This window comes from Actinomycetospora endophytica (genome assembly GCF_021026375.1).
GTDB lineage: Bacteria > Actinomycetota > Actinomycetes > Mycobacteriales > Pseudonocardiaceae > Actinomycetospora > Actinomycetospora endophytica.
The window spans coordinates 262,373-278,633 of record NZ_JAJNDB010000007.1 but is presented as its reverse complement, the minus strand read 5'-3'; the positions used below and the strand labels follow the sequence as shown (position 1 = coordinate 278,633).

At 73.1% G+C, this 16,261-nt stretch carries 15 protein-coding genes; 2 read left to right on the top strand and 13 right to left on the bottom strand.

Annotated elements, in window-relative coordinates:
- Nucleotides 1–13: 13 nt before the first annotated feature.
- From LQ327_RS27625 to dxr, 5 genes are all read right to left on the bottom strand, one after another.
- On the bottom strand, nucleotides 14–847 hold the full coding sequence (locus LQ327_RS27625; protein ID WP_230739023.1) for a GNAT family N-acetyltransferase: 834 nt from the start codon (nucleotides 845–847) through the stop codon (nucleotides 14–16).
- A 313-nt stretch (nucleotides 848–1,160) separates the two neighbouring features.
- Nucleotides 1,161–3,227 (bottom strand): S9 family peptidase, encoded by a 2,067-nt coding sequence (locus LQ327_RS27620; RefSeq protein WP_230739022.1) that lies wholly within the window; start codon nucleotides 3,225–3,227, stop codon nucleotides 1,161–1,163.
- 93 nt (nucleotides 3,228–3,320) lie between these two features.
- Entirely contained in the window at nucleotides 3,321–4,484 is a 1,164-nt protein-coding gene (gene ispG, locus LQ327_RS27615; protein WP_230739021.1) for a flavodoxin-dependent (E)-4-hydroxy-3-methylbut-2-enyl-diphosphate synthase, read from the bottom strand.
- An 89-nt stretch (nucleotides 4,485–4,573) separates the two neighbouring features.
- Complete coding sequence (locus LQ327_RS27610; protein WP_230739282.1) at nucleotides 4,574–5,887, bottom strand: M50 family metallopeptidase; 1,314 nt, start codon at nucleotides 5,885–5,887, stop codon at nucleotides 4,574–4,576.
- Nucleotides 5,888–5,944: 57 nt separating this feature from the next.
- Nucleotides 5,945–7,165, bottom strand: coding sequence for a 1-deoxy-D-xylulose-5-phosphate reductoisomerase (gene dxr / locus LQ327_RS27605; RefSeq protein ID WP_230739020.1), 1,221 nt, complete (start codon nucleotides 7,163–7,165; stop codon nucleotides 5,945–5,947).
- A 150-nt stretch (nucleotides 7,166–7,315) separates the two neighbouring features.
- On the opposite strand from dxr, the gene LQ327_RS27600 reads away from it, so the two are divergent.
- Complete coding sequence (locus LQ327_RS27600; protein ID WP_230739019.1) at nucleotides 7,316–7,624, top strand: DUF2631 domain-containing protein; 309 nt, start codon at nucleotides 7,316–7,318, stop codon at nucleotides 7,622–7,624.
- Nucleotides 7,625–7,694: 70 nt separating this feature from the next.
- Here LQ327_RS27600 and LQ327_RS27595 read toward each other — a convergent pair whose 3' ends face one another.
- Nucleotides 7,695–9,086, bottom strand: coding sequence for an FAD-dependent oxidoreductase (locus tag LQ327_RS27595; protein ID WP_230739018.1), 1,392 nt, complete (start codon nucleotides 9,084–9,086; stop codon nucleotides 7,695–7,697).
- 27 nt (nucleotides 9,087–9,113) lie between these two features.
- On the opposite strand from LQ327_RS27595, the gene ligD reads away from it, so the two are divergent.
- Entirely contained in the window at nucleotides 9,114–10,058 is a 945-nt protein-coding gene (gene ligD / locus LQ327_RS27590; RefSeq protein ID WP_230739017.1) for a non-homologous end-joining DNA ligase, read from the top strand.
- A 4-nt stretch (nucleotides 10,059–10,062) separates the two neighbouring features.
- Here the strand turns inward: ligD and LQ327_RS27585 are convergent, their stop codons facing one another.
- From LQ327_RS27585 to pyrH, 7 genes are all read right to left on the bottom strand, one after another.
- Entirely contained in the window at nucleotides 10,063–11,325 is a 1,263-nt protein-coding gene (locus LQ327_RS27585; RefSeq protein WP_230739016.1) for a GNAT family N-acetyltransferase, read from the bottom strand.
- A 7-nt stretch (nucleotides 11,326–11,332) separates the two neighbouring features.
- Nucleotides 11,333–12,442: a dual-specificity RNA methyltransferase RlmN gene (gene rlmN, locus LQ327_RS27580; protein ID WP_230739281.1), complete on the bottom strand. Its 1,110-nt coding sequence runs from the start codon at nucleotides 12,440–12,442 to the stop codon at nucleotides 11,333–11,335.
- Nucleotides 12,443–12,483: 41 nt separating this feature from the next.
- Nucleotides 12,484–12,990, bottom strand: a complete 507-nt coding sequence (locus tag LQ327_RS27575) for a hypothetical protein (RefSeq protein ID WP_230739015.1) — start codon at nucleotides 12,988–12,990, stop codon at nucleotides 12,484–12,486.
- A gap of 250 nt (nucleotides 12,991–13,240) precedes the next feature.
- Nucleotides 13,241–13,942, bottom strand: a complete 702-nt coding sequence (locus tag LQ327_RS27570) for a class I SAM-dependent methyltransferase (protein ID WP_230739014.1) — start codon at nucleotides 13,940–13,942, stop codon at nucleotides 13,241–13,243.
- 19 nt (nucleotides 13,943–13,961) lie between these two features.
- Nucleotides 13,962–14,849 carry a phosphatidate cytidylyltransferase gene (locus LQ327_RS27565; protein WP_230739013.1) on the bottom strand — a complete coding sequence of 296 codons (888 nt, stop codon included), beginning with the start codon at nucleotides 14,847–14,849 and terminating at the stop codon, nucleotides 13,962–13,964.
- Between the two features lie 51 nt (nucleotides 14,850–14,900).
- Nucleotides 14,901–15,458 carry a ribosome recycling factor gene (gene frr, locus LQ327_RS27560; RefSeq protein ID WP_230739012.1) on the bottom strand — a complete coding sequence of 186 codons (558 nt, stop codon included), beginning with the start codon at nucleotides 15,456–15,458 and terminating at the stop codon, nucleotides 14,901–14,903.
- A 26-nt stretch (nucleotides 15,459–15,484) separates the two neighbouring features.
- Nucleotides 15,485–16,243 carry a UMP kinase gene (gene pyrH, locus LQ327_RS27555; RefSeq protein WP_308286393.1) on the bottom strand — a complete coding sequence of 253 codons (759 nt, stop codon included), beginning with the start codon at nucleotides 16,241–16,243 and terminating at the stop codon, nucleotides 15,485–15,487.
- Nucleotides 16,244–16,261 lie beyond the last annotated feature (18 nt).

The window sequence follows — 16,261 nt, the reverse complement described above, 5'->3', positions numbered from 1 at the left end:
GCGAGGGTAGGCGCTAGAACAGCACCGTCGCGAAGCTCGCCACCTGGTCGAACCCGACCCGCTGGTAGGCGGCCCGCGCCGGGGTGTTGAACGCGTTCACGTAGAGGGACGCGATCCGGCCCGCCCGCACCAGGTGTTCGACGACGGCGGCCGTGCCGGCCTGGCCGAGCCCGCGGCCGCGCCAGTCGGGGTGCACCCAGACGCCCTGGATCTGCCCGACCCGGGTGGAGAGCGCCCCCACCTCGGCCTTGAACACGACCTCGCCCGCCTCGAAGCGCACGAACGCCCGCCCCGAGGAGATCAGCTCGCCGACCCGCGCCCGGTATCCCGCGCCGCCGTCGCCGAGGCGCGGGTCGACCCCGACCTCCTCGAGGAACATCGCGATCGCCGCGGGGAGGTAGCGCTCCATGTCGTCCGGGCGGGCCTGCCGCACCGCGGGGTCGGAGCGGATCGAGGGCATGCCGTCGATGGCCATGAGCGGCTGGTCGGGGCGCACCTCGCGGGCGGTCCCCCAGTGCTCGGCGAGCTCCTCCCAGAGCGGGAGCACGAGCTCGCGGCGCCCGACGAGCGAGGAGCAGGTCCGACGGTGACGTCGGGCACGGTCGGCGAAGGCGCGGACCGCGGCGCGCTCGCCACGGAGCGGAACCAGGTTCGCGCCCGAGAAACAGAGGCCGTCGAGGCGGCCGCCGACGCCCCAGAGCTCGCCGCCGAGCCGCCAGGGCTCCACGCCCACGGTCTCTACCCGTGAGGCGACCATGCAGGTCGCGACCGGGTCGTCATCGAGCACACCGCGCACCCTCGACCGGTCACGGTCGTCGAGGAGCCGCGCACCGGCGGTACGGAGCACGGGACCAGAGTGCCACATCAGGGTCGCCACCGACCGTGCACGGTGCGTACACCTCGGACAGGTTGCGTCGCGCGATCATCATCGCACCGTCATGATCACCACAGCCATGGGACATGTACTCCACAGGCTGGGCGAGCATCCTGGGATCATGAACGAGAACGACACCACCCACGAGGATCAGGACCGCGCCGCCATCCTCGAGACGCTGGCCCGACAGAGCAGCGTGGCGAACCCCCGACGCACCCGGCGCTGACACCCCGAGACCTCCCGACGCCCGCCGCGACGACGCGGCGGGCGTCTTTCGTGTCCGGACCTAGACCAGTTCCGGGCGCACCCAGTCCTGCCCCAGCACGTGGTGGGCGAGGAACGCGAACACCGTCGAGTACCAGAGCTTCGCGTCGCCCGGCCGGAGCACCCAGTGGTTCTCGTCCGGGAAGTACAGGAACTGCGAGACGTCCCCGACGCGGCCGTGACGCTGCAGGTCGTACCAGAGCCGCAGACCCTCCCCGATCGGCACGCGGTAGTCCTTGTCACCGTGGATCACGAGCATCGGCGTGGTGATCTCCGACGCCCACCGGTGCGGGGAGTGCTCGTCGTAGCGGTCGCGGTCCACGATCGGGTCGCCCCACTGGCGCACCCAGTGATACGAGCCGTCGGTGGTGCCGACGAAGCCGTCGAGGTGCCAGATCGAGGCGTGCGTGACGATCGCGCGGAACCGGTCGGTGTGCCCGGCGACCCAGTTGGCCATGTAGCCGCCGAACGACCCGCCCATCGCCGCCGTCCGGGACGCGTCGACGTCCGGCCGTGCGGTCGTCGCGTCGGTGAGCGCCATCAGGTCGGTGTACGGCAGGCCGCCCCAGGCCCCCGTCGAGACGTCCAGGAAGTCCTGGCCGTACCCGGTGGACAGCCGCGGGTCGGGCAGCAGCACCGCGTAGCCGCGGGCGGTGGCCGTCCACGGGTTCCAGCGCCACGTCCAGGCGTTCCAGCTGCCGAACGGCCCGCCGTGGATCCAGAGCAGGAGCGGGTGTGGACCGGCGCCCTCCGGCAGCGCCAGCCACGCCCGCAGCGGCGCGCCGTCCTCGCCGGTGGCGGTGACCTCGGTCAGCGTGCCCGGGATCGGGTCTATCTCGGTGGCCCCGCGCAGGACCGCGGGGTCCTGGTCGGGGGTGCGGGGGTCGAGGCGCACCGGGGTGGGCGCGGTGTCGATCGCCGACCGCATCGCGTAGACCGCGCCGCCCTCGGGGCTCGCGACGACGTCGGTGTAGGCCCCCGACCCGGTCAGGCGCGTGAGGCCGCCGTCGGTGATCGACAGCCGGAACACCGGGCAGTGCCCCTGCTCGTCGGCGGTGACCAGCACGACGTCGGGCTCGGCCGACCCGACCACCGACTGCACCGTCAGCCGGCCCTCGTCGAGCACGGTGACCGTCCCGCCGCCGTCGAGCGGGCGCGCGAGCAGGGTGTGCGCGGGCGCGCGACCGGGACGGGCGTGGCGCTCGCGGATCCAGAGCAGCCAGCGGCCGTCCGGGGTGATCGTCGGGCGTTCGTGGTCGGCGCCCTCGGAACCGTCGATGGCGGGCTCGTCCGCGACCACCTCGACGTCGTCACCGCGGCGCAGCTCGACCCGGACACGGACGGCGGCCGGGTCGGACGGGTCCCGGACGTCGACGGCGACCGCGACCGCTGCGCCGTCCGGGCTCACCGCGTACTCGCGCAGGCGCTGCCGGGCCTCCGTCGGGTCGATCACCGTCGTGGCGGGGTCGAGGCGCTCGCCGTCGAGCGGGTCGTGGACGCGCAGCTGGGGGCGGCCGGGCCCGAGGTCGTGGTCCCAGAAGCGGACGGGGAACCGCTCGTGCAGCAGGGCGGTCACGCCGGCCTTCTTGCGGGCGGCGCGCAACGCCCCGGCGGCGTCGGCCGGGGTCTCCTCGCCGTCGGGCACGTCGGCGGGCTTCTCCGGCGTCGGACCGACGGGGACCGAGGTCACGACGACGACCCGGCCCGAGTCCCGCGCGACGTCGAACGACGCGACGCCGTCGCCGCAGGTCAGCACCGGACGCGCCTCACCGCCCCGCAGCGGCAGCACCCACAGCGCTGCCGGCTCGCCGTCGGGCTCCTTCGCGCCGGGGTCGGGGCGGCGGGAGGTGAACAGCAGGTCGCCGTCGGGGGTGAACGCCGCGGACGACTCCCCCGCCGCCGATCGCGTCAGCCGCCGCGCGGGCGCCTCGCCCGTCGGGTCGACCTCCCAGACGGCGCTGACGTAGGACGTCGCGTCCGGGGAGAGCTCGGCGACCGTGGTGACCAGCCGCGCCCCGTCCGGCGAGAGCGCGAGCCCGGCCTGGCGGCGGGCGGAGACGAAGGCGTCGAGGTCGTCGAAGGTGCTCATCGACGCCGATCCCACCACGCCAGGTGCGCTCCGCGCTCGTGAGCACAAAGTGACGCCCTGACGTCAATTTCTGCTCACGTGCGCGAAGCGCACCTACCCGACGGTCACGCTCGGCGTGCCACCCGCCTGTCCGCCCGCGAGCTCGCCCTCACCGGCCTCCTCGGCCAGGCGCATCGCCTCGTCGATCAGCGTCTCGACGATCTGCGCCTCGGGGACGGTCTTGATGACCTCGCCCTTGACGAAGATCTGGCCCTTGCCGTTGCCGCTCGCCACGCCCAGGTCGGCGTCGCGCGCCTCGCCCGGACCGTTCACGACGCAGCCCATGACGGCGACGCGCAGCGGCACCTCCATGCCCTCCAGGCCCGCGGTGACCTCGTCGGCGAGCTTGTAGACGTCGACCTGCGCGCGCCCGCAGGAGGGGCACGACACGATCTCGAGCTTGCGCGGGCGCAGGTTCAGCGACTCCAGGATCGACAGGCCCACCCGGACCTCCTCGATCGGCGGCGCCGAGAGCGAGACGCGGATGGTGTCGCCGATGCCGCGGGACAGGAGTGCCCCGAACGCGGTCGCCGACTTGATCGTCCCCTGGAACGTCGGCCCGGCCTCGGTGACGCCGAGGTGCAGCGGGTAGTCGCACTGCTCGGCCAGCAGCTCGTAGGCGCGCACCATCGTCACCGGGTCGTGGTGCTTCACCGAGATCTTGATGTCGTGGTAGTCGTGCTCGGCGAACAGCGAGGCCTCCCACAGCGCCGACTCGACGAGCGCCTCGGGCGTCGCCTTGCCGTGCTTGGCCATGATCCCCGGTTCGAGCGACCCGGCGTTGACGCCGATGCGGATCGGGATCCCGGCGTCCTTGGCCGCCTTCGCGATGTCGCCGACCTTGTCGTCGAACTTCTTGATGTTGCCCGGGTTCACGCGGACGCCGGCGCACCCGGCGTCGATCGCGGCGAACACGTACTTCGGCTGGAAGTGGATGTCCGCGATGACCGGGATGCCCGACTTCTTCGCGATCGCCGGGAGCGCCTCGGCGTCGTCGGCGCTCGGGCAGGCGACGCGCACGATGTCGCAGCCCGCGGCGGTGAGCTCCGCGATCTGCTGCAGGGTGGCGTTGACGTCCGCCGTGAGGGTCGTGGTCATCGACTGCACCGACACCGGGTGGTCGCTGCCCACGCCGACTCCCCCGACGTCGAGCTGACGGGTCGTGCGTCGCGGCGCGAGCACCGCGGGCGCCTCCGGCATGCCCAGATCGATCGTCATGCCACCCAGTCTGCTACAGCCGACCCGGTCCCGCCGCCGCCGTGCCACGTGAGACGCGGCATCGGCGGGCGGACCTCACGGGGAAGTCGTCAGAGGTTCAGCTTGATGGGGTTGACGATGTCGGCCACGATCACGAGCCCGCCGTAGAGCATGATCAGGATCGCGAACCCGTAGGCGATCGGCATCAGCCGGGCCATGTCGACCGGACCGGGGTCCGGACGCCCGCGCAGCCGCGCCAGCCGTTTCTTCGCCGCCTCCCAGAGCGCGGGCAGGATGTGCCCGCCGTCGAGCGGCAGGATCGGCAGCAGGTTGAGCAGGAACAACGAGACGTTCACCGCGGCCAGCAGCTGCAGCATCGTCGCGAGCTCCTCGGCGACCGGCTGGTCGGACGCGAGCACCTCGCCGCCGATCACCGAGACCCCGACGACGCTGACGGGTCCGGTCGCGTCGCGCTGCTCACCGAGGAAGACCGCGCCGAACAGCGCCGGGACCTTGTGCGGCAGCGCGGCCACGCTGGTGACCACGTTGGAGAACATCTGGCCCGTGTAGTCCAGGACCTGGGCCGGTGTCTGACGCATCACCGGCTGGATCGGGGTGAGCCCGAGGAACGACCCGGTCACGTACCGCGGCTGCCCGGACTGCGCCGAGTCCAGGTCGAGCAGCTGGGTCTCGATGAGCTTCGGGTAGAGCGTGAGGGTCTGCACGGTGCCGTTCGGCTGCGGACGCTGGACGACGACGGGGACCGTGCCGGAGGCGTCGCGGATCGCCACCTGCAGGTCCTGCCAGGAGTCGAACGTGCGCCCCTCGAAGCTCACGATGCGGTCACCGGCGCGGAACCCGGCCTGGGCCGCGGGGGTCAGCGGCGCGCCGGCGGGGCAGCGGTTGTCCGGGGTGGCCTGCGAGGCGGGGACGACGCAGGCGCTGACCGTGCTCACCACCGGCTGCGAGGTCGGGATCCCGAAGCCCATGAGCACGATGACGAACAGCACCGCGGCGAGGATCAGGTTCATGAACGGCCCGGCGAACATGACGATGATCCGCTGCCACGGCTTGCGGGTCCAGAACTGCCGGTCCTCGTCGCCGGGCATGATGTCGCGCGCCGAGTCGGCCCGGACGTCGTCGATGAGCCCCTGGAAGGGCCCGGACCGGCGGCTGCGACCGATCCGCTCACCCGGCGCCGGCGGCACCATCCCGATCATGCGGATGTAGCCGCCCAGCGGGATGGCCTTGATCCCGAACGAGGTCTCGCCGCGCTGGCGGGAGAACAGCGTCGGGCCGAACCCGACCATGAACTCCGGCACCCGCACCCCGAACCGGCGAGCGGCCGTGAAATGGCCGAGCTCGTGCCAGGCGATCGAGAAGAGCAGGCCGAGCGCGAAGAGCACGATCCCGACGACGAGCATCACGAGGCGTCACGGTATCCGGGACCTTGTGGAGATCACGTTGCGCCCCGGGGGGAATCAGCGGCGCGCCGCCCCCAGCAGCTCCCCGGCCCGGGCCCGCGCCCACTCCTCGGCGGCCAGCACGTCGGCCACCGACGCCGGGTCGCGCGACCACCCGCCGGCCGCGTTGAGCACCTCCGCCACGGTGTCGACGATGCCCAGCCAGTGCCCCTGCCCGGCGAGGTACGCGCGGACGGCCTCCTCGTTCGCGGCGTTGAACACGGCGGGCAGGCAGCCGCCCGCCGACCCGGCCGCGCGGGCGAGGTCGACGGCCGGGAACGCGGTCGCGTCGAGGGGCTCGAACGTCCAGGCCGACGGCGACGCGAACGTCTCCCGCGGCGAGGCCCCGGCCAGGCGCTCCGGCCAGCCGAGGGCGAGCGCGATCGGCAGGTGCATGTCCGGCGGGCTGGCCTGCGCGATCGTGGCGCCGTCGGTGAAGGTGACCATCGAGTGGACCATCGACTGCGGGTGGACCACCACGTCGATGCGCTCGTACGGCACCCCGAACAGCAGGTGCGCCTCGATGAGCTCGAGACCCTTGTTCACCAGCGTGGACGAGTTCAGCGTGACGACGGGTCCCATCGCCCAGGTCGGGTGCGCGAGGGCGTCGTCGAGGGAGACCTGGGCGAGCTGCGCGCGGCTGCGGCCCCGGAACGGCCCGCCGGACGCGGTGAGCACGATGCGGCCCACCTCGCGCGCGGCCCCCGAGCGCAAGCACTGTGCGATCGCGGAGTGCTCCGAGTCCACCGGGACGATCTGGCCTGGGGTGGCCGCCCGGGTGACGAGCGGACCGCCCGCCACCAGCGACTCCTTGTTCGCGAGCGCGAGCGTCGCGCCGGTGTGCAGCGCCGCGAGGGTGGGCGACAGGCCCCGTGACCCGTCGACGGCGTTGAGGACGACGGTGCCGCGCCCGCCGGACCCGGCGAGGTCGGTCATCGCCTCCGGGCCCGCGGTCACGGTGGCGCGCGAGCCCGCCGCGCGCAGCGCCGCCTCGACCGCACCCGCGGCCGACGGCGCCGACACCGCCACCGTCGCCACCCCGAACTCGGCGGCCTGCGCGGCCAGCAGCTGCGGGCGCCCGCCGCCCGCCGCGAGCCCGGTGACCACGAACCGGTCCGGATGGGCCCGCACGACGTCCAGCGCCTGCGTGCCGATCGACCCGGTCGAGCCGAGCAGGACCACCGGGCGGCGGACGGGGATGGGCTGGGAGGGCGGAGCGGTGGGGTGTGCGGTGGCCATCCCCGCCATCCTGTCCCGTCGGCGGTCACGACGGGAACGACACACCGCGTCATTTCCCGCCCACCCACGGATCGCCCCGAGCGCCGCGGCCGGATAGGTTGACCCCCGACATCCCGGGCAGGCCCCGGAACGACCCGCGAGGAGGATCCGGTGGCGAGCAGCACGAGCCCGGCCCGTACCGACCACGGTGACGTGGAGCATCACGGTCACGAGCACCGGGCCGTCGTCGTCAACGGCGTCTCGTCCGACGACGAGCCCTCGGTCGAGTGGGGATGGCACGGGCACTACCCGAAGGTGGCCCACTTCGCCGGCTTCGTGGTCGCCGCGATCTGCCTGATCATGATCCACGGCAACCACGTCGGCAAGGAGGAGGACATCTGGCTCGTCGTCCTCGCCGTCGCCTTCTTCGCGTTGTCGCTCGGCGCGATCATCCGCAACCGGACGTCCTGGCGCCGATAGGTGCGCTGCGCGCCTGTGAGCACTAATTGACGCTATGGCGTCACTTAGTGCTCACAGGCGCGCAGCGCACCTATGCCGGTGACGCCGGGCTGTCCGCCTCGACCGCCTTCGTCGCCTTGCGCGCCGCGACGAGCACCGCGTCCCACACCGGCGAGAACGGCGGGGCGTACGAGAGATCCATGAAGGTCATCTCCTCGGCGCCCATGCCGTTCCAGATCGCCGTCGCGAACACGTCGATCCGCTTGGCCGCGTTCGCCCGGCCGACGATCTGCGCCCCCAGCAGCCGCCCGGAACGCTGCTCGGCGAGCACCTTCACCGTCATCATCTCCGCGCCGGGCAGGTAGCCGGCGACGTTCGACGACTCGATCGTCGCCGTCACGTACGCGAACCCGGCCGCCGTCGCCTCGGCCTCCCCCAGCCCCGTGCGGCCGATCTCCAGTGAGCACACCTTGGAGATCGCGGTGCCGATGACGCCGGGGAAGGCGCCGTACCCGCCGGCCAGGTTCGTGCCGATGATCCGCCCGTGCTTGTTCGCGTGCGTGCCCAGCGCGATCGCGACCCCGCGACCGGAGAGCCGATGGTGGGTCTGCACGCAGTCCCCGCCCGCCCACACGTTCCCGTGGCCCACACAGCGCATCCGCACGTCGGTGGCGATCCCGCCGGACTCCCCGATCGTCAGGCCCGCCTCGGAGGCGAGCGAGACGTTCGGCCGCACCCCCAGGCCCAGCACGACGACGTCGGCCGGCAGCGTCGCGTCCCCCGTCCGGACCGCCCGCACCCGCCCGTCGTCGCCGACGTCGAAGCCCTCGACCGGCGTGCCGGTGAGCACGGTCATGCCCATGCCCTCCATGGCCTCGCGCACCAGCGCGCCCATGTCCGGGTCGACCTGGGTGAACGGCTCCGGGGCCTGGTCGACGACGGTCACCTCGAGGCCTCGCCGCAGCATCGCCTCGGCCATCTCGACGCCGATGTACCCCGCGCCCACGACGACGGCCCGGCGCAGGTCGCGTCCGGTCAGGTCGTCGAGGATCGCCTCGCCGTCCTCGAGCGACTGCACCCCGAAGATGCCCTCGGCGTCGATCCCGTCCAGCGGCGGCCGGATCGGGCGCGCGCCGGTGGCGAGCACGAGGTCGTCGTACTCGAGCTCGCCGTCCTGGCCGTCGCCGTCGACGGCGCGGAACGACACCACCTGCTTGTCGAGGTCGACCGCGGTCACCTCGGTACGCATCCGCAGGTCGATGCCGGCCTCGCGGTGCTGCTCGGGGGCCCGGGCGATGAGGTCGTCGCGCTCGGTGACGTCGCCGGCGATCCAGTACGGGATGCCACAGGCGGAGTACGACGTGTAGTGCCCGCACTCCAGCACGACCACCTCATAGGAGGCGGAGCCGCCGTGCCGCAACGCGGTGTTCGCCGCGCTCATCCCGGTGGCGTCACCACCGACGACGACGATGCGACGGGTCATATCCCGAACCTCCGATAGCGTGCGCTCGTGGCGGACGCAGCCGAACTCGAGGTCGACGGGCGCATCGTGCGCCTGACCAACCCGGACAGGGTGTATTTCTCGGCTCGCGGCGAGACGAAACTCGATCTCGCGCACTACTACGAGTCGGTCGGGCCCGGCATCGTCAACGCGCTGCGGGACCGACCCTGCATGATGCACCGCTTCCCGACCGGCGTGGACGGCGAGAAGGTCCACCAGAAGCGGCTGCCGAAGGGCGCGCCGGACTGGGTCCCGACGGTGCGGGTGCGCTTCCCCCGCTACAACCGCACCGCCGACGAGCTCTGCGTCTCCTCCGTGGCGGACGTCGTCTGGGCGGTGCAGATGTCGACGGTGGAGTTCCACCCCTGGAACTCCCGCGCCGCCGACGTCGAGTCCCCCGACGAGTGGCGCATCGACCTCGACCCGATGCCCGGGGTCGGGTTCGCGACGGTCCGCGAGGTCTCGACGGTCGTGCACGAGGTGCTCGACGAGCTCGGCGCCGTCGGCTTCCCCAAGACCTCCGGCGGCAAGGGGCTGCACGTCTACGTGCGCATCCGCCCCGAGTACTCGTTCGGCGAGGTCCGTCGCGCCGCGTGGGCGTTCGCGCGGGAGGTGGAGCGCCGGGCGCCGCGGCTGGTGACGACGGCGTGGTGGCGCAAGGACCGCGAGCCCGGCACCGTCTTCGTCGACTACAACCAGAACACCCGCGACCACACCATCGCCTGTGCGTACTCGGTGCGCGGGACGCCGCTCGGGATCGTGTCGGCGCCGGTGCGCTGGGACGAGATACCCGACGTCGAGCCGGGCGACTTCACCATCGCGACGATGCCGGCGCGCTACGCCGAGATCGGGGACCTGCACGCCGGGATCGACGAGGCCGTGTTCGACCTCGCCCCACTGCTGGAGTGGGCCGACCGCGACGACGCCGAGGAGCCCGAGGCCCCGGAGGTCTAGGTTCTCAGAACGGTGTCCCGTTCCAGGGCACCGACGGCGCCGCCAGCAGCCGCGCCAGCCGTCCGGCCGCCCCCGGCGAGGCCTCCTCGAGCCGACCGGTCCGCGCCAGCACCCGCGGGTCGACGCCGCCGAGCACCAGCGAGCCGAGCGAGGTCACCGGGAGCACGACGTCGGGGGTGTCCCGGGTGGGTTCGACGGCGGGTGCGAGCCGGTCGTGCGTGTCGAGTCGCCACCGGCCGGGGGTGAACCCGGCGTCGTCGGCGACCTCGAGCACGATCGCGTCCTCGATCGGGTAGCGCCGGGCGGCGAGCAGCGCGGGCACGTCGAGCACCCGTAGCCAGAGCATCGCCTTGTCGCCCTCGACGGTGACCGCCCGGTGGTCGGAGAGCAGCCACCCCAGCGGCTCGTCCACCGAGGCCTGGCCCCAACGGACGGTGCCGACGAGGTCCTGCCCGCACAGGTGGCGCCACAGCTCGGCGTAGGCGGTCGGGGTCACCGCCTGCAGGTCGGCCACGCCGAGGGTCGCCGAGCCGGTCGCGTACCAGCCCTCCTCGACCCGGTGCACGACGTAACCGGCCGGCTCGCCGTCGTCGTCACGCCAGATCACGACCTGACGGGCGCGGTCCGGCTCGAGCCCGTTCCACGGGCCCGCCCCGGAGAGCACCGCGTCCCACTGCTGCGGCGTCCGGGCCAGGGCACCGGGGTGACGACGGCGGGCGCGGTCGTGCACCGGGCGCGCGAGGGCGAGGGCGGCGTCGGGCCGGTCGACGATCTCGACGGTGCCGCGCGGCTCGGCGTCGCGGAACCGGGCACTGGTGGCGTCGAGGGTGATCGAGCGGGTCCGGGTCGCGAGGCCGAACCCGAACCGCTCGTAGAGCGAGCCCTGTGTCGAGGTCAGGACGGCGGCCGGGCTCCCCGTCCGCACGGCGGCGGCGAGGTCCTCGGCGAGCAGGCGGCGGGCGAGGCCGCGGCGGCGGTGCGTCGAGCGGACGCCGATCCCGGTGACCGCGTGGGCCGTCAGCGTCCCGCCGGGCACGGTGAGCTCGGCGTCCCAGGACCGCAGCGTGGCCACCGGTGACGGGTCGGGATCGTCGTACGCGCCGCGGAGCCGCATGCCCTCGAAGCCCGCCCCGATCCGGGCGAGCTGCTCGGACTCCAGGCGCGGTCCCAGGAACGACGCGAGCATCGCGCGCGTCCACGCGACGGTGCCGGCGTCGGCGGAGCCCTCGGTGACGCGCGGCGTCATCGAGCGGATCTGGGTGGGCACCCTCGGCTCAGCCCCCGGTCGCGGCCAGCTGACCGCACGCGGCCGCGATCTCGCGGCCCCGGGTGTCGCGGACGGTGCACGCCACCCCGCCGTCGCGCACGCGGCGCACGAACTCCGCCTGCACCGGCGCCGGGCTCGCGTCCCACTTCGACCCCGGCGTCGGGTTGAGCGGGATGAGGTTGACGTGCACGAGCCGCCCGAGGTGCTTCGACGCGAGCTGGGCGAGCAGGTCGGCCCGCCACGGCTGGTCGTTGATGTCGCGGATCAGGGCGTACTCGATGGACACCCGCCGCCCGGTGACGTCGGCGTAGTGACGCGCCGCCTCGAGGACCTCGCGCACCGGCCAGCGGGTGTTGACCGGGACGAGGGTGTCGCGCAGCTCGTCGTCGGGGGTGTGCAGGCTGACCGCGAGGGTGACCTGCAGGCCCTCGTCGGCGAGGCGGTGGATCGCCGGGACGAGACCGACCGTCGAGACGGTGACGCTGCGCTGCGAGATGCCGAAGCCCGACGGCGCCGGGTCGCAGATCCGGTGCACGGCGTCGACCACTCGGCGGTAGTTGGCCAGCGGCTCCCCCATGCCCATGAAGACGATGTTGGAGAGCCGGGCCGGGATGCCCTCGCCGAGTGCCCCGTCGCGCGCCGCCACGGCCGCCACGCGGACCTGCTCGACGATCTCCGCCGTCGACATGTTGCGCTGCAGCCCGTTCTGGCCGGTCGCGCAGAACGGGCAGGCCATCCCGCAGCCGGCCTGGCTGGAGATGCACACCGTGGCGCGGTCCGAGTAGCCCATGAGGACGCTCTCGACGAGGGCCCCGTCGATCGCCTTCCACAGCGTCTTCCGGGTGGCGCCGCCGTCGCAGTCCACGACGGACGTCGGCTCGAACAGCTGCGGGAAGAGGCTGCCGATGGCGTCGCGCGCGCCGGCCGGGAGGTCGGTCATCGCGGCCGGGTCGGCCTCGTAGCGGGCGAAGTACTGCCGCGCGATCTGGTCGGCGCGGAACCCCGGGAGGCCGAGGTCGGTGACGGCCTTCTTGCGCTCCTCGGGGCCGAGGTCGGCGAAGTGGCGCGGCGGGCGGGTCCGTCGGGTGCCGGTGCCCGACAGCGAGAGGACCGGCAGCTGCGTCGCGTCCTCGGAGGCCTCGGGTGCGGGGTCGGCAGTCACCGGACCCGGTCCCGCAGCGTCTCCAGGAGCCCGATGCGGTCCGCCGCCGAGACCAGCAGGAGAAGCCCGCACAGCAGGCCGAGGATGCCCTGCGAGACGAAGCTCGAGGTCTCCTGGGTCGACATCAGCGCGCCGAGCACGCCCAGCACGATGAGCGCGATCCCGAGCCACTGCGTCGGGCGCTGCCCGGTCGAGCGGGACAGCGCGAGGAAGGCGACGCCGGTGATCACGGCGGCGATCCCGGGCCCGAACCCGGCCTCCGAGATCAGCCCGAGCAGCACCGACTCCGCGATGATCGCGACGATCGCGATGGCGCCGTAGCGCATCAGGTCCGCCGAGCGGTGGGGGTCGAACGCGTGCGAGCCGCGCCGGCGGTTCTCGACGAAGATGAAGACGACCAGCGCGATGCCGCCCGCGAGCAGCAGCGTCCCGGCTCCGTCGGCGCCGAGCCCGAGGGTCCCGACCGTCAGCCACGCGACGCCCGCGAGGCACTCCACGATCACCGGGTCGATCCGGATCGCGGAGCTCGGACCGCGCGATCCGCGCCCACCGCTCGGGGCCGGGCCGCGGGAGGGTGGGCGGGGCGCACCGCGCGGCGGTCCCGCGGGGCCGGACGGCGGGCGCTGGAAGCCGCCCGGGCCTTGTCCGCCACCGCGGTGGGGCTCACCGGGGCGGGGTCCGGGATGCGGGTACGACACGCCCACCACGGTAGCGGCGTGTCGGCAACGGGGTGACGGGCAGGTCCTCGCTGCCTCAGCGGGCGGGCAGCAGGCCGTCCGGACGCCGTCGCACGTGGATCCGGTACGCCACCGGCAGCGCCAGCCCCGGCGTACCGTCCACCGCCCGATCCGCCACCGAGGGGGTGAACTCGATGTGCAGCACCGCGGAGAGCGTGGCGCGGTCGGGGAAGCGCCAGAGGGTGTCGACGCGCCGCGTCGAGAACCCCCGTTCGGCGAAGAAGCGCTCCGCCGCCCGCGGGTCGTACTTCGGCGCGGACGCGCGCATCCACGAGCCGTAGGAGTGGCGGCTCGCGTCGAGGTCGACGACCACCAGCACACCGCCGGGGCGCAGCACCCGGTCGGCCTCGGCCAGACCGGGTTCGCAGCCCGGGCCGAAGAAGTAGGCGGTGCGCGCGTGCAGCACGTCGGCGGAGTCGTCCGGCAACGGCAGGGCCGCGGCGCTGCCGCCCAGCACGGTCACGGTGTCGAGCCCCTGGCAGCGGCTGCGGGCCCGGGTCACCAACGGCGGGTGCGGCTCGACCCCGGTGACGCTGCGCGCCGTCGTCGCGAACCGCGGCAGGTGGTAGCCGTCGCCGCAGCCGACGTCGACGACGTCCACGTCGTGCAGGTCGACCGCGTCGGCCAGCGCCTCCCACAGCGCGCCGGTGGCGTCCTGCGCCTCGTTCTCGGCCTCGTAGACGTCGGGCCAGCGCCAGATGTTGGGGCTCTCGGCCACCCCGGGGAACGTCACCGGGTCAGGTCATCGGCGGGATGAGCAGGAACAGCAGCAACCAGGCGACCGGGGCGGAGGTGACCAGCGAGTCGAGCCGCTCCATGAGCCCGCCGTGCCCGGGGATGGTCTGGCCCATGTCCTTGATGCCCAGGTCGCGCTTGATCAGCGACTCGACGAGGTCGCCGATCACGGCGGTGCACACCAGCACCGGGCCGAGGATCAGGCCGTACCACCACGTCGAGCCGAGCAGCCACATGATCGACAGCGATGCCCCGGCAGCACCGAGCACCATCGACCCCGCGAGTCCCTCCCAGGACTTCTTGGGGCTGACCTTGGGTGCCATCGGGTGCTTGCCGAACAGCACCCCCGCCGCGTAACCGCCGGTGTCGGAGCACACCACGATGATCAGGAAGGTCAGGACCCGGCCGGTGCCGTCGGGCGGCACGACGAGCATCGCGCCGAACGCCATGCACAGCGGGATCCAGACGAGCACGAGCATCGACGCGCCGACGTCGCGGACGAAGCCGGCCGCGCCGAGACGCATCCGCCACACGAAGCAGCCGAGCACCGTGACCAGCAGCGACGCGAGGATGCCTTCGGTGCCGAACGGCCAGGACAGCCAGATCATCGCCTGGCCGCCGATGAGCACCGGGACCCGCGAGAGCCGGATCCCCGCCGCGCGGTTCAGCGCGCCGAAGACCTCCCAGGTCCCGATCACGGCCGAGACGGCGACGATCGCGATCCACGCCTGCCGGACCGTGAGCAGGGCGACGATGATCACCGCGCCCATGAGCAGCGCGACACCGATGGCGAGCGGGAGGTTGCGACCGGCGCGCGAGCCCGAGCCGCCGGACCCGCCCGAGGGCGGGGCCGCGTCCGACGGGGCAGGCCCCGCCACGTCCTCCGCCACCGCGGACCTCCCCGATCGAGGACCCGGTGCCGAGACTCCGGGTCGAGCCGCTCAGACCTCGAGCAGCTCGTTCTCCTTGGCCTTGACCATGTCGTCGATCTTCGAGACGTACGTGTGCGTGGTGCCCTCGAGCTCCTTCTCGGCCCGGGACACCTCGTCCTCGCCCGCCTCGCCGTCCTTGGCGATGCGCTGCAGCTCGGTCATCGCGGACCGGCGCACGCTGCGGATGGACACGCGCGCGTCCTCGCCCTTGCTGCGGGCGACCTTGACCATGTCCTTGCGGCGCTCCTCGGAGAGCTCCGGGAACACGATGCGGATGATCGTGCCGTCGTTGGACGGGTTGACGCCGAGGTCGGAGTCGCGGATGGCGCGCTCCATGACGCCCAGCGAGCTCACGTCGTACGGCTTGACGATCGCCATGCGGGCCTCGGGCACCGACACCGACGCGAGCTGCGGCAGCGGGGTGTACGCGCCGTAGTACTCGACGTTGATGCGGTTGAACATCGCCGGGCTGGCCCGCCCGGTGCGCACCCCGGTGAGGTCCTCGCGCGCGACGCTGACGGCCTTCTCCATCTTCTCCTCGGCGTCGAGGAGGGTCTCGTCGATCACTGCGGTCTCCTCTCGGCGGGCGAAGATCAGGAGGTGGGGGTGTGGACCAGCGTGCCGATCCTCTCACCTCTGACGGCACGGGCGATGTTCCCCTCGACCAGCAGGTTGAACACCATGATCGGCATCTGGTTGTCCATGCAGAGGCTGAAGGCGGTGGCGTCCGCGACCTTGAGGCCCTTCTCCAGGACCTCGCGGTGGGTGATCTCGCTGTACATCGTGGCGGTCGGGTCGATCTTCGGGTCGGCCGTGAACACGCCGTCGACGCCCTTGGCCAGCAGCACGACCTCGCACTCGATCTCGAGGGCGCGCTGTGCGGCGGTGGTATCGGTGGAGAAGTACGGCATGCCGACGCCGGCCCCGAAGATCACCACGCGGCCCTTCTCGAGGTGCCGCATGGCCCGGCGCGGGATGTAGGACTCGGCGACCTGGCCCATCGTGATGGCGGTCTGCACGCGCGTGTCGATGTGGTGCTCGCGCTCGAGGAAGTCCTGCAGGGCCAGGCAGTTCATGACCGTGCCCAGCATGCCCATGTAGTCGCTGCGCTGGCGCTGCATCCCGGCCTGGGAGAGCTCCTCGCCGCGGAAGAAGTTGCCGCCGCCGATGACGACGGCGACCTGTACCCCGGAGCTCACGACCTCGGCGATCTGGCGGGCGACGGTCCGCACGACGGTGGGGTCGACCCCGACCCCGCCCCCGCCGAACATCTCGCCGCCCAGCTTGAGCAGTACCCGGCGGCGCGGCTCCGGCGTCCAGTCCTCGGTGCGCTGCGCCGACGCGTCGACGATCTCGGTACCGGTCACTGG

Bases quoted from the DNA above. Each gene is read 5' to 3' on its own strand.
- LQ327_RS27620 (WP_230739022.1), bottom strand. From the start codon at position 3,227: ATGAGCACCTTCGACGACCTCGACGCCTTCGTCTCCGCCCGCCGCCAG.
- ispG (WP_230739021.1), bottom strand. From the start codon at position 4,484: ATGACGATCGATCTGGGCATGCCGGAGGCGCCCGCGGTGCTCGCGCCG.
- LQ327_RS27610 (WP_230739282.1), bottom strand. From the start codon at position 5,887: ATGCTCGTCGTCGGGATCGTGCTCTTCGCGCTCGGCCTGCTCTTCTCG.
- dxr (WP_230739020.1), bottom strand. From the start codon at position 7,165: ATGGCCACCGCACACCCCACCGCTCCGCCCTCCCAGCCCATCCCCGTC.
- LQ327_RS27595 (WP_230739018.1), bottom strand. From the start codon at position 9,086: ATGACCCGTCGCATCGTCGTCGTCGGTGGTGACGCCACCGGGATGAGC.